This is a genomic window from Crinalium epipsammum PCC 9333 (genome assembly GCF_000317495.1).
Classification (GTDB): Bacteria; Cyanobacteriota; Cyanobacteriia; order Cyanobacteriales; family PCC-9333; genus Crinalium; species Crinalium epipsammum.
Window position 1 is genome coordinate 3,778,572 of sequence record NC_019753.1, and the last position, 12,470, is coordinate 3,791,041.

Genomic DNA, 12,470 nt, shown 5'->3' on the forward strand with positions numbered 1-12,470 from the left:
GCTTGCACGAAAGATAGAGGTTTTATCACCTAAATAAGAGTTAGTGTTCAAATGAATCAGCAGCAAGGGGCGGTGGCAGTGAATGGAGAGGAGTTTTTCAATCAAATTGAGGTAGTGCGCGATCGCGCATCTTTAGTGTACCAGGAAGCCCAGCGAGGGCAGTTTCCAGCACCCGACTTGCTACCCGTTGCTGTAGAAGAATTGCGTACTGCTTTAGAAGAACTGCAAGTAGCGGAAGAAGAACTGCGCGATCAGAATCAACAGTTATTAACTACTCGTCATCAGCTAGAAGTTGAACGTCAACGCTACCAAGATTTATTTGAATTTGCCCCTGATTGCTATTTATTAACTAATGCTCAAGGAATAATCACTGAAGCTAACCATGCAGCAGCGAAACTGTTTAACCTACCCCAGAAATATCTGGTAAATAAACCCTTGGTTACTTTTGTAGTCGAGCAAGAGCGTCATAACTTTGTTAACGAACTGCTAAGGCTGCAACAACAAGAGCGGGTGCAGGAGTGGGAATTGGTGATGCAAGCAAGGAATGGTTTACCCTTTGATGCTGCCATCACCGTAGCTGCGATGTACAATCAGAATGGTTGCTTGATTGGTATGCGCTGGCTGGTGCGTGATATTACCGCCCGCAAGCAAGCAGAAGAGCAAAGGCGGCGGATAGAGATTCAGAATTTGCAACTGTTAGAAGAATCGCGCCTCAAATCGCAATTTTTAGGAATTATATCCCACGAACTACGCACCCCACTAAATGCGATTCTGGGATTTTCGCAGGTGATGTTGCGACAATGCGATCGTCAATTAATCCCACAGCATATCAATATGCTAGAGCGGATATTAAATAATGGCAAACAACTATTAACAGTAATTAACGATATTCTCGACTTTTCTCGGTTACAAGCAGGTCGTTTAGAATTTAGGCTAGAAGTTTTTAATATTGAACAGTTACTAACAACGATTGTTAACGATTTTAGACGTAGTGCTGAACAAAAAAACTTATCGTTACAGTTAAATATTACTTTACAAAATCCCCAAGTTGTGAATGATAGCGATCGCTTGCGTCAAATTATAGTAAATTTATTATCAAATGCGATTAAGTTTACTGAATCTGGCAGTGTGTTGGTTGAAGTGCGGGATTTTGAGAGAGATAAATTAGAAATTATTGTTAAAGATACTGGAGTTGGCATCAGCGATGGTGAAATGCAACATATTTTTAAAGAATTTCGGCAAGCAAATCAAAGCAATACGCGCATACCAGGGGGTACTGGTTTAGGATTAGCAATTACAGATTCTTTAGTACAGCTAATGAATGGCAAAATTACAGTAAAGAGCGAATTAGGTCAAGGTTCTACTTTCCGTGTCGAGTTACCACACAGCTTAAATTTGCAACAATCATCGCGGGTTGTAAGGACGCTTTGTTGAGGGCAGAGGGGCAGAGGGGATTTTATGTTTAATCCCAAAAATCTGGCTATAGTGACTAAATCTAAATAAACATCTGCGTTCATCTGCGTTTATCTGCTCTCATCTGCGGTAAAAACCAACTCAAAAATAAGCATTTTCAATAAATTTTAAACCCTATTTAATACCAATTTTATCTATATTAGGTAGGGTGCGTTACGCTGCGAAGATCGCACCCTACTGTTTATAACTGAGGAAATTGGTTTCTCAAGTCGCGTAGCATTCTGCTAGTACCTTCATCAATTGCTTTTTGCACCAGTTGGGGAATTAATTCAGTTAAAGGTAAGCCTGGAAAGATAGGACTATTAGCAATTTCAACATAGCCTTGATTAGAGAGTAAGTATATTTTCAGTTGCTTGCTGCGGTAAATCCAAACTTCAGGAACGCCCATCGCTTCGTAAGCATCAAGAGTTGTTTTAGAAGTAACATCTGCCTCTATTGCTAAATCTGGGGGTGGATACTGTTTTAAATCCAAGTTTGTACAGCCTTTAACTTTGTCAGCGTTTTGGATATAAAAGCAAGTATCAGGTTCAATTCCAGCAATTTCTGGACGCTTGAGGGTTGTTGAACCAAAATCTTCCCAGTCTCGCCCTTGAATGTCCAGAATGACTTTAACTATATCAGCAATAATACGGTGCGGACGTTCATGTAATGCCAACGGGGACATAATTTCTAAAGTTCCTCGGTAATAAGTAATGCGACTGCTACTTTTTTCTCCTAAGTCAATGAGAATTTGCTCGAATTCTTGCCAGGAAAGGTTAGGGATAATAATCTGGCTACCTGGGGTAAGTTCAATAGCTTGAATGGGAACAGTTACGCTCATGTTTGTGCCTAAAAGGGGGGGAAATTCAAAGTCCCCCTTATTAAGGGGGATTTAGGGGGATCTCTGCGTAAGTCCTGCCTGTTTGATTTAACTTTAAATCTTCCGTTCTGCTAACCTAAGTTTAGCTGAACGAGAACGAGGATTATTTTCAAGCTCATCTTCTTGAGGAATAATCGGCTTCTTAGTCAATACTTGCAATAGCGGTGATTCTTTTAATCTATGCTTAACAATTCTGTCTTCCAAACTATGAAAACTAATAATTCCAATTCTGCCACTAGGTTTTAACCAATTAGGTGCTTGATATATAAACTTTTCCAGTGAAGTTAATTCTTGATTAACTACTATTCTTAATGCTTGAAATACTCTAGTAGCTGGATGGATTCTACCATAACGGTATTGACGAGGAACAGAATATGCGATCGCTTCCGCTAATTCTGTTGTTGTCTTAAAAGGGCGATTTTCGACAATTCTCCGCGCAATCCGCCGTGAAAGTCGCTCCTCTCCATATTTAAAGAAAATATCTGCTAATTCCTTCTCATCCCAATGATTAATAATATCTGCTGCGGTAAGATCTTCTCGTCTATCCATCCGCATATCTAATGCCGCTTCGTGGCGAAAACTAAAGCCACGCTCAGGGAAATCTAGATGTACAGAGCTAACACCTAAGTCTGCTATTATACCATCAAAAGTAACATTTTTAGGATTAAACTCCGCAAAATTGCTTTGAATAAAATTGATCCGTGAGTTAAAATTAGTTAAGACAATTTTAGCGGCTGCGATCGCACTTTCATCGCGATCAATAGCCGTTACTTCCACATCCGGTGCAGCCTCCAAAATCAAGCGGCTATGTCCGCCCCCTCCCACCGTTGCATCTAAATAATGCCCCCCTGGACGAATTGCCAAGCCGTGGACTAACTCTCGGCTTAATACCGATATGTGAAAAAACTCCGGCTTATCCATTGATAATTGTTAATTGTTAATTGTTAATTGATCAATATGGCACAAATTGAAACCAGAACAGAGCCGATGGTGCTGAACATGGGTCCGCACCATCCATCTATGCACGGGGTATTAAGACTAATTGTCACCCTTGATGGCGAAGATGTGGTGGACTGCGAACCAGTCATCGGCTACCTGCATCGAGGCATGGAAAAAATTGCCGAGAACCGTACCAATATTATGTACGTTCCTTACGTTAGTCGCTGGGACTACGCCGAAGGAATGTTCAACGAAGCAATTACCGTCAACGCACCAGAAAAACTAGCGAACATTCCAGTTCCCAAACGCGCCAGCTACATTCGTGTAATTATGCTGGAGTTGAACCGCATCGCTAACCATTTATTATGGCTTGGTCCCTTTTTAGCTGACGTAGGCGCACAAACTCCCTTCTTCTACATTTTCCGCGAACGGGAATTAATTTACGATTTGTGGGAAGCAGCCACAGGTTATCGGATGGTAAATAACAACTACTTCCGTATTGGTGGTGTAGCAGTTGATTTACCTTATGGTTGGGTAGATAAGTGTGTAGACTTCTGTGACTACTTTGACGTTAAAGTTGATGAGTATGAACGCTTAATCACTGACAACCCGATTTTCCGCCGTCGGGTTGAAGGCGTTGGAACTATCGGGCGTGAAGAAGCAATTAACTGGGGTCTTTCGGGTCCAACCTTACGCGCTTCTGGGGTGAAATGGGACTTACGCAAAGTTGACCACTACGAATGCTACGACGACTTTAACTGGGACGTACAGTGGGAAACTGGTGGCGATTGCTTCGCCCGTTACCTAGTGCGGATTCGTGAAATGCGCGAATCTGTCAAAATTCTGCGTCAAGCCTTAAAAGCACTTCCAGGCGGACCTTATGAAAACTTAGAAGCCAAGCGCATGATGGAAGGCGCAAAATCTGAGTGGAATGGCTTTGACTACCAATACATAGGTAAGAAAGTTGCTCCTACCTTTAAGATTCCCAAAGGTGAACACTACGTCCGTGTAGAAAGTGGCAAAGGCGAGTTAGGCATCTTTATAGTTGGTGATGATAATGTCTTCCCTTGGCGCTGGAAGATTCGTACTGCTGATTTCGTTAATCTGCAAATTCTGCCTCATATTCTCAAAGGTTTCAAAGTTGCAGATATCGTAACGATTTTGGGCAGTATCGACATCATCATGGGGTCAGTAGACCGTTAGGATTGTTTGAGAATGTAGAGACGTTGTATAAAACGTCTCTACATCTGGAGATGTCTCATAAATGAATTAGGGATGCACCTGCTGTGTGCGTTCATACAGTTTTTATACTTATAGAATAATATATTTATTTTGTCCCAACTGGATGTATAAACATTCAGTAGTTGAATGAAGAAAATTATCATGGAAATTCCAGAAATTACCCAAAAACTTTTAGCAGCTAAAAAAGCTAAAAATGTCAGTTTTGCTGATTTAGAGAAAGCAGTTGGACGTGATGAAGTTTGGATTGCAGCAGTAATATACCGTCAAGCTAGTGCATCTGATGAAGAAGCAAGTAAGCTGCTACTTGCGTTAGGTTTGGATGAAGAATTAGCGCAAGAATTAGGTGAATATCCTGTGAAAGGTTTGGGACCAATTGTGCCAACTGACCCTTTTATCTATCGTTTTTATGAAATTATGCAAGTTTATGGTATGCCGTTGAAGGCAGTAATTCAAGATAAGTTTGGTGATGGTATTATGAGCGCAATTGATTTTACTTTAGATGTGGAGAAAGAGGAAGATCCAAAAGGCGACAGAGTTAAACTAATTATGTCAGGAAAATTCCTACCCTATAAAAAATGGTAAGGAAAATTTTAAAGTAATTTCGCTTTTAGTTAACCCCACCCCCAAACCACTCTCCACAACGGTAAGGGGGATAAATCTTGTACTTAAATACAAGCAATATTTTTTATTGAGGCTGATTGATAGATAAATCTTTAACTGCTAGGGTCGCTAATCTGTTAAAATTCATTTTTGAGTAGTATTTAATAGTTCAATTACCTTATGGCTGATTCCAATAAATTAGCTTGGACACCTGAAGCGGAAGCTTCTTTAAAGGAAATTCCTTTCTTTGTCCGTCCCGCAGCTAGGAAAAAGATTGAGAAGTACGCACAAGAAGCGGGGCAAGAAATTATCACTCTAGAGATTTATGAAGAACTTAAACAAAAATTTGGACAAAAATAATTTAGCAAATTCATCTACTGCATTTGAGGATAATGATTAATATCGAGATAATTTTAACGACGTAATAAATTACGTTGCATGGCATTTAAGTAAGCAAAAACTGGAAATTGGTAAGACTCGATCGCAATACTAACAACCAATAATAAATGGCACACAAAAGTTAAGCCAATCCAAAATATGGGTAGCCAAGATAAGAAAGCTTGAGGTTCGGCGGGGAAAATATATGCGCTGAGGGCGACTAAGGTTGTTGGTAATAATACGAATGCGATCGCACCCAATACTATACCCCAACCAATTACAATGCCATTTTGATAAACGCTGCGCCATCCTCTACCATTCCAGCGCCAAGTCAAGGGTAATGAACTATCTGCCATAGTCAAATGTTGTGTAACAGCATCCAACGTAAAGATGTGGCGGCAAAAGTTACAAGCTAATGCTTCCATTAATGGCATAGTCGAAATTTGACCATGATGGCAGACTGGGCAAGGGTAATCACCATCATCGCTGAATTTATCTTTGCTTAAATCTTTGCGATTCATAATTTTTTGTTAAAGTCATTATGTAGTAGCACAAATCTAAGCGATCGCTACTGTCTACCCATTCTAGCTAAATTCTATTTTTTAGGTTACTTTCCTAGCCCGCAAAAATGGAAAAAATACAACGCAACTACTGTTAAGTCACTCAGCTATATGAAGCAAATATGAGCTTACTGACACTGCTAATTGTGGGAAATTTATTCAAGATAAAATGATGCTAATTCTATATTTAATTAGATGCGCCACTGATCAAAATGCTCTCCTGAACAAGCATTAATATAAGTATTAAGTACCCAACCTTTAATCGGTTTAACAACCTCTGGTACAACTCCTGGCTTTGATGTTATTTTTCCAGATATTTGTACCCAGTTTCCTTTTCTAAGGACTGCTATTACACCATCTCCCATCTTGAGGTTAGCAACAACTTTAAACTGAGTACCAGGCTGGCTACGAATATTAACATTATTGGCAGTAATAAATGAACAAATACCCTTGTTAGCTACTAAAAGGGTGGAAGTAGAAAAATTTACTTTTTCTGCCTTAGTAATTGGTTGAAGTATAAGTTGTGAGGCAGTTAATGATACAGATATTAACGCCAAAGTTGCTATATTTTGCTTGAAATATATCATAGTTAAATTTATATATAAAGGAGGTGGATTTCAAAAATATAACTAAATTAATTATAATTATTATTGATTTTGTGATATTATTTAACAATATAATAAATATTCTTCTGTAACGGTAAATTTATCTGCGCGATCGCCTGTACAACTATTGACAAACTTGTTGCCTAGCCATAAACTTTCAGGCGTTCCGACATTTAGCTAAAAAGGTATAAACAATGATTAAAGCAGATATTGGGATCATCGGTGGTAGCGGTCTTTATAAGATGGATGCTTTAAAAGATGTTGAAGAGGTGCAAGTTGACACACCTTTTGGAGCGCCTTCTGATGCCTTAATAGTAGGAACACTAGAGGGTACACGAGTTGCTTTCTTGGCGCGTCATGGTCGCAACCATCATTTGATGCCTTCTGAGTTGCCTTTTAGAGCTAATATTTATGCGATGAAGCAGCTAGGAGTGAAGTATTTAATCTCTGCTTCTGCTGTCGGTTCTCTGAAAGAAGAAGCTAAACCATTAGATATGGTAGTACCCGATCAATTTATTGATCGGACAAAAAATCGCATTTCTACCTTTTTTGGTGAAGGAATTGTTGCTCACATTGCTTTTGGCGATCCAGTTTGTGGTCAGTTAGCTGGGGTTGTGGCGGATGCGATCGCGAATCTCAACTTACCCGATGTTAACCTACATCGTGGCGGTACTTATATTTGTATGGAAGGTCCTGCATTTTCGACAAAAGCAGAATCAAATCTTTACCGCAGTTGGGGTGCAACTATAATTGGGATGACCAATTTACCAGAAGCAAAATTAGCCAGAGAAGCAGAAATTGCTTATGCTACTTTAGCGTTAGTTACCGATTACGATTGCTGGCATCCAGATCATGACAGCGTAACAGTAGATATGATTATTGGCAATTTACAACGTAATGCTGTAAATGCCCAAAAAGTAATTCAAGAAACAGTACGCCGCCTCAGCGAAAATCCCTTTACTTCAGATGCTCATTCAGCATTAGAATATGCAATTCTCACGCCTCTAGATAAAGTTCCTGCTGCAACAAAAGATCAGTTAAATTTGTTGTTGCAAAAATATTTATAGCAATTAGCAGTTAGCTTTAGCTGGGTAGGTTGGGTTGACGCAGGAAACCCAACCTTTTCGAGATGTTGTTGGGTTTCACTTCGTTCTACCCAACCTACAACATTTTTTTATTTAGTCGCAGCAAACCATTGAGTAATACCATCAGCGATCGCTTTTGCCATTTTCTGTTGCTGTTGGGGATTAGCAACCCACTCAAATTCCTGTGGGTTACTCATAAAACCTAATTCCAATAATACAGAAGGTGTTGTTGCAGGACGAGCTAAAGCTAGGTTATCCCAAAACACACCATAAGAAGGACGACGAGCATTTTGCACTATATGGTTATGTACAAACATTGCCAAACTATGAGCTTGCGGATGATACCAAAAAGCCCCAAAACCTTGAGTTTTTAAAGCATCACCTTGATCTGGTAAGGAATTGTAGTGAATTGAGACAGCTATTGCAGGTTGCACTTTGTCAATAATTGCTACCCGTTCTGGTAACGACACTTGCTTATCTGTCTCCCGTGTCATATATACTGTCGCGCCCCGCGCCATTAATTGATATCCCACGAGTTTTGACACATACAAATTGGCATCTTTTTCTAAATAACCCGTTGGTCCTGCTGCGCCAGATTCTTTACCACCATGCCCTGGATCAAGTACTATTTTGATCCCAGATAAAGGCTTTGAGGCTTGTTTAGAAATCTTAGCCGGATGACGTAGAGATAGCACTAAGCTTGTGCCACGATATTGCAGCTTATAGCCCCATTGTTGTAAAGATTTGAGGTTAAAGGTATACTGCACCACCCCTGGCGATACTTGCTGCCAATCTAAGCGAGAAATTATGGGGTCATCGTCTAGGCGGATAATATCTGTTTGGGAAGTAGTGTTGTAAAGGGTAAGAACTAATTTGCGATCGCCCTGTTGTACCGTCACGGGTACTGGTACTTGCAGAGGAAATACTACTTCTGTTGCACCACCAACTTTACGAGAAGTAATACTGCGAATTATTGACTTAGGCGGTACTGAACCAGGAACAATCTTAACTTCCTTACTATTAATCCAACCACCATAATCTAGGCGTACCCATTCCCCTTCACGTCCAGTAATTGATGCTTTTGTACCTTTAGGCAGTGGTGTCAACCGAGCAAAATCTGTACTTGCCCCACTACGAGCAATCCCATTATCTACAATTACTTCTGCAATCTCCAACTTAGCAGGAGAAATAATTTGTACCTTACCTGGTCCCTGCTGGCTAACCTGCTGACCATTTTTTTCTAATTGAAACTGGGGGTTTCCCAAATCGGCGGCGGCGGCGGCGGCGGCGCAACCAAGATAATGCCCAGCACCAGACACCGCAGATGGTTGATTTTGCTGCGCTGAAACCAAAGCGGCAGAATTAGCAGGTAAATTTACAACTTGCTCTTGAACAAATAGCGGTATAGTTTGACCACCAATATTTACAGAGACATTAGCTTGAGATGGTGCGATCGCGCCAAAGCAAAATAACTCCCCTGGCATCCTCGAAATATCCACCGATGGTTCCAACGAACCTTCCGCAAACTCTACTCCCTTGGGTATTACAGCTTGGGTAGCAGTGCGCGTCACCTTGAGATTGATTTCTTTATCTTGGTAGCGCACTTTAAACTGATTTTCCCCCAGCATCAAGGGAAAACTAGGAGCAAAATGCCCTGCCGGACTTCGTGGGATCGCCGTCCCATTTACTAACACCTGTCCTTTAGAGGGCGCTGTCCCCATCACAAAAATCCGGTCAGATGCCGTTTTGTAAGTTGTTGGTGGATAGGAAACGTAAAGAGACTGTTGTGCCAAAGCTGGAAATGTAATTAAAGACCCTAAAACAGCCAATCCCAGGATATTTCTCATTTTTAATCTTAGTTACTTAAATATATTTAGAGCAAACAACCGCTAAAAAAGTTTCTTGATTCAAAAAATATCAGCTATAAGTTCATCCTAATTTTTTAGCTTTTTAACTAAGCAATATTTTATTGACTACTATTTTTCAATTTCTAATCATACCATGATTTTTGGCAAATATAGAAACACTCACAATCAGCATATTTATTTTATTAAAAACTATAGCCGCTAACATCTTTAATAATCGCCAGAATTCATAAAAAACTAATAATTCTTGACCATTGATTAGTACAGCGTTCAGACTAGATAGAATATATATGTTTTTATCTAAAAAAATACTCAGATTCCTGAATGATCTAAAAAATCGAGGATCTTGTTAAATAAACTTCTTACTCTTAATCCATTATCCCATCTGTGTGCATCTGTGTTTATCTTGTCTTACATCTGTGGTGAATTAACCAAACCTTAACTAAGGCGACGAGGCTGATTAAATTAAGCCGTTAATTTTTAGCTCTTAGCTCTTAGGTAAAAATCTTTTAATCATTCAACGATATCGGCATCTAACTGACCCTTAGCGGCTAGATGCTGAAGGCTTAACATAAAATGGCTACACACGACATCATCTTAATAGCGAAGATTGTGCCACAATTAACGGGGGGTTAGTAGAAAGTTCTACTTTTAAATATTGTATGACTAAGTTTGTATTTGTCACTGGCGGCGTTGTTTCCAGCATTGGTAAGGGTATTGTCGCAGCCAGCTTGGGGCGCTTGCTGAAATCGCGCAATTATTCTGTCTCAATTCTCAAGCTCGATCCTTATATTAACGTCGATCCAGGGACGATGAGTCCTTTTCAGCATGGGGAAGTATTTGTTACAGAAGATGGTGCTGAAACAGACTTAGACTTGGGACACTATGAGCGTTTTACTGACACATCCATGTCGCGCCTCAATAGTGTTACTACTGGCTCAATTTACCAAGCGGTAATCAATAAAGAACGCCGAGGTGACTATAAAGGTGGGACAGTACAGGTAATTCCCCACATTACCAATGAAATTAAAGAGCGTATTCAACGGGTAGCGAAAAATACTAACCCAGATGTGGTAATTACAGAAATTGGTGGGACAGTTGGGGATATTGAATCGCTGCCGTTTTTAGAAGCTATCCGCCAGTTTCGTAAAGATGTGGGACGGCGGAATGTGCTGTATATGCACGTAACGTTATTACCTTGGATTCCTTCTGCTGGGGAGATGAAAACTAAGCCAACGCAGCATTCAGTGAAAGAACTGCGTTCAATTGGGATTCAACCAAATATTTTAGTATGCCGATGCGATCGCCCGCTACCACAAGGACTAAAAGACAAAATATCAGAATTCTGTGATGTACCCATCGAATCTGTAATTACAGCACAAGATGCCAAGAGTATCTACGAAGTGCCACTGATGATGGAACGAGAAGGACTAGCACAGCAAGCACTAGAATTACTGGAATTAGAGCAACATCAGCCTGATTTAAGACAATGGCAAACCTTAGTTGATCGTCTTTATCATCCAACTAACCAGATTAACATTGCTATTGTTGGTAAATATGTCAGGTTAACCGATGCCTATCTTTCAGTTGTGGAAGCTTTACGTCATGCTGCTATGGCTTCAGCTTGTGAACTTAACCTTAATTGGATTAACTCTGAAGACATAGAAACTGACGGCGCTGAACGCTATCTAGCAGATGCCGATGGCATCATTGTACCAGGGGGTTTTGGCATTCGCGGTGTTGATGGTAAAATTGCTGCGATTAAATTTGCTCGCGAACAAAAAATTCCCTTTTTAGGTTTATGCCTGGGAATGCAGTGTTCTGTAATTGAATGGGCGCGTAACTTTGCTGGTTTAGCAGATGCTAACAGTGCGGAATTTGCTCCTGATACTACAAATCCGGTAATTAACTTGTTACCAGAACAGGAGGATGTCGTAGATTTAGGCGGGACTATGCGTTTGGGTTTATATCCTTGTCGTTTATCACCCAACACTTTGGCTTTTAAACTTTATCAAGAGGAGGTAATTTACGAACGCCACCGTCACCGTTACGAATTTAATAATGCCTACCGCAACTTATTTTTAGAAAACGGTTATGTCATTAGTGGTACATCTCCTGATGGTCGCCTAGTGGAAATCATTGAACTAACAAATCACCCCTTCTTTATTGCTTCTCAGTTCCACCCAGAGTTTCAATCTCGACCTAGCACTCCCCACCCTTTATTTAAGGGGTTTATAGAAGCGTCATTAACTCGTGTTGATTTAAGTGAAACTACAACAGAGGCAATAGAAACTACATTTTCTAGCTCAACCTCAGCTATGCCCTATCCTGCTGAGGTGTCTTAAATAAAGCGCTTAAAAGGTGTGATCTTTCAGGGAGTTTTGAGTTAATATCGAATCTTTTAATTCAAAATTCAAAACTCCCTAAAATGAGGAAATTTTGTGGCTCATTGGATAAAAATTAATTATGAGCGAAATGAATATCTAGTTGATCTCGACCGTCTTAGTGCTTTTGCTTGCGCCCCAAATGGTCGGATCACTTTTTGGCTACCTGATAGCGGTACGCCGATTATTATCAACCAACAGAGCAACCCTGATGGATATTATAAAGTTTTAAAATACATCCAAAATTTATCAGATTACTCACTGACGACTTCTTGGTTTAGAATTATTTACGATCGCAGTGAGTATATAGTTAATCTCAACACTGTTAGTAGCTTTTGCTGTTCTCTTGGCAGGTTAAAGTTTTGGCTACCAGACAGTTCTATCCCAATTATTCTTAATAAGAATAGTGACCCCGATAACTATCAAAAGCTTTTAGATTATATTGAGTGTCAATCTGGTCATACTTTAAGTTGTTGAGGG

Annotated in this window: 12 protein-coding genes; 7 read left to right on the top strand and 5 right to left on the bottom strand. The window is 40.1% G+C overall.

From position 1 onward, the window contains the following. Positions 1-51 precede the first annotated feature (51 nt). On the top strand, positions 52-1,434 hold the full coding sequence (locus CRI9333_RS16520; protein ID WP_015204311.1) for a sensor histidine kinase: 1,383 nt from the start codon (positions 52-54) through the stop codon (positions 1,432-1,434). 220 nt (positions 1,435-1,654) lie between these two features. Here the strand turns inward: CRI9333_RS16520 and CRI9333_RS16525 are convergent, their stop codons facing one another. Further along, positions 1,655-2,293, bottom strand: coding sequence for a Uma2 family endonuclease (locus CRI9333_RS16525; RefSeq protein WP_015204312.1), 639 nt, complete (start codon positions 2,291-2,293; stop codon positions 1,655-1,657). A 93-nt stretch (positions 2,294-2,386) separates the two neighbouring features. Then, the gene (rsmH, locus tag CRI9333_RS16530) at positions 2,387-3,253 is read right to left on the bottom strand and encodes a 16S rRNA (cytosine(1402)-N(4))-methyltransferase RsmH (protein ID WP_015204313.1); all 867 of its coding nucleotides are present in this window, start codon (positions 3,251-3,253) and stop codon (positions 2,387-2,389) included. Between the two features lie 36 nt (positions 3,254-3,289). Here rsmH and CRI9333_RS16535 point away from each other — a divergent pair, with 36 nt between their 5' ends. The 3 genes from CRI9333_RS16535 (at position 3,290) to CRI9333_RS16545 (ending at position 5,473) form a co-directional block, all read left to right on the top strand. Then, the gene (locus CRI9333_RS16535) at positions 3,290-4,474 is read left to right on the top strand and encodes an NAD(P)H-quinone oxidoreductase subunit H (protein WP_015204314.1); all 1,185 of its coding nucleotides are present in this window, start codon (positions 3,290-3,292) and stop codon (positions 4,472-4,474) included. 180 nt (positions 4,475-4,654) lie between these two features. Next, on the top strand, positions 4,655-5,095 hold the full coding sequence (gene cynS / locus CRI9333_RS16540) for a cyanase (RefSeq protein WP_041226093.1): 441 nt from the start codon (positions 4,655-4,657) through the stop codon (positions 5,093-5,095). A gap of 198 nt (positions 5,096-5,293) precedes the next feature. Next, positions 5,294-5,473 carry a PCP reductase family protein gene (locus CRI9333_RS16545; protein ID WP_015204316.1) on the top strand — a complete coding sequence of 60 codons (180 nt, stop codon included), beginning with the start codon at positions 5,294-5,296 and terminating at the stop codon, positions 5,471-5,473. A 53-nt stretch (positions 5,474-5,526) separates the two neighbouring features. Here CRI9333_RS16545 and CRI9333_RS16550 read toward each other — a convergent pair whose 3' ends face one another. Both CRI9333_RS16550 and CRI9333_RS16555 read right to left on the bottom strand, forming a co-directional pair. Beyond that, positions 5,527-6,012, bottom strand: coding sequence for a hypothetical protein (locus CRI9333_RS16550; RefSeq protein WP_015204317.1), 486 nt, complete (start codon positions 6,010-6,012; stop codon positions 5,527-5,529). A gap of 230 nt (positions 6,013-6,242) precedes the next feature. Continuing rightward, a complete protein-coding gene (locus CRI9333_RS16555; RefSeq protein ID WP_015204318.1) occupies positions 6,243-6,638 on the bottom strand; it encodes an SH3 domain-containing protein in 396 nt (131 codons plus the stop codon). Positions 6,639-6,850: 212 nt separating this feature from the next. Here CRI9333_RS16555 and CRI9333_RS16560 point away from each other — a divergent pair, with 212 nt between their 5' ends. Then, positions 6,851-7,723 (top strand): S-methyl-5'-thioadenosine phosphorylase, encoded by an 873-nt coding sequence (locus tag CRI9333_RS16560; RefSeq protein ID WP_015204319.1) that lies wholly within the window; start codon positions 6,851-6,853, stop codon positions 7,721-7,723. Positions 7,724-7,830: 107 nt separating this feature from the next. Here CRI9333_RS16560 and CRI9333_RS16565 read toward each other — a convergent pair whose 3' ends face one another. After that, positions 7,831-9,588, bottom strand: a complete 1,758-nt coding sequence (locus tag CRI9333_RS16565) for an N-acetylmuramoyl-L-alanine amidase (RefSeq protein ID WP_015204320.1) — start codon at positions 9,586-9,588, stop codon at positions 7,831-7,833. A gap of 680 nt (positions 9,589-10,268) precedes the next feature. Between CRI9333_RS16565 and CRI9333_RS16570 the strand changes: the two genes are divergently transcribed. Both CRI9333_RS16570 and CRI9333_RS16575 read left to right on the top strand, forming a co-directional pair. Continuing rightward, the gene (locus CRI9333_RS16570) at positions 10,269-11,951 is read left to right on the top strand and encodes a CTP synthase (RefSeq protein ID WP_015204321.1); all 1,683 of its coding nucleotides are present in this window, start codon (positions 10,269-10,271) and stop codon (positions 11,949-11,951) included. Positions 11,952-12,047: 96 nt separating this feature from the next. Then, positions 12,048-12,467 (top strand): hypothetical protein, encoded by a 420-nt coding sequence (locus CRI9333_RS16575; protein ID WP_015204322.1) that lies wholly within the window; start codon positions 12,048-12,050, stop codon positions 12,465-12,467. The last annotated feature ends 3 nt before the right edge of the window (positions 12,468-12,470 follow it).

What these genes read in the sequence shown, in the direction of transcription:
- CRI9333_RS16520 (WP_015204311.1), top strand. Translation starts at nt 52, where the DNA reads ATGAATCAGCAGCAAGGGGCGGTGGCAGTGAATGGAGAGGAGTTTTTC.
- CRI9333_RS16525 (WP_015204312.1), bottom strand. Translation starts at nt 2,293, where the DNA reads ATGAGCGTAACTGTTCCCATTCAAGCTATTGAACTTACCCCAGGTAGC.
- rsmH (WP_015204313.1), bottom strand. Translation starts at nt 3,253, where the DNA reads ATGGATAAGCCGGAGTTTTTTCACATATCGGTATTAAGCCGAGAGTTA.
- CRI9333_RS16535 (WP_015204314.1), top strand. Translation starts at nt 3,290, where the DNA reads ATGGCACAAATTGAAACCAGAACAGAGCCGATGGTGCTGAACATGGGT.
- cynS (WP_041226093.1), top strand. Translation starts at nt 4,655, where the DNA reads ATGGAAATTCCAGAAATTACCCAAAAACTTTTAGCAGCTAAAAAAGCT.
- CRI9333_RS16545 (WP_015204316.1), top strand. Translation starts at nt 5,294, where the DNA reads ATGGCTGATTCCAATAAATTAGCTTGGACACCTGAAGCGGAAGCTTCT.
- CRI9333_RS16550 (WP_015204317.1), bottom strand. Translation starts at nt 6,012, where the DNA reads ATGAATCGCAAAGATTTAAGCAAAGATAAATTCAGCGATGATGGTGAT.
- CRI9333_RS16555 (WP_015204318.1), bottom strand. Translation starts at nt 6,638, where the DNA reads ATGATATATTTCAAGCAAAATATAGCAACTTTGGCGTTAATATCTGTA.
- CRI9333_RS16560 (WP_015204319.1), top strand. Translation starts at nt 6,851, where the DNA reads ATGATTAAAGCAGATATTGGGATCATCGGTGGTAGCGGTCTTTATAAG.
- CRI9333_RS16565 (WP_015204320.1), bottom strand. Translation starts at nt 9,588, where the DNA reads ATGAGAAATATCCTGGGATTGGCTGTTTTAGGGTCTTTAATTACATTT.
- CRI9333_RS16570 (WP_015204321.1), top strand. Translation starts at nt 10,269, where the DNA reads ATGACTAAGTTTGTATTTGTCACTGGCGGCGTTGTTTCCAGCATTGGT.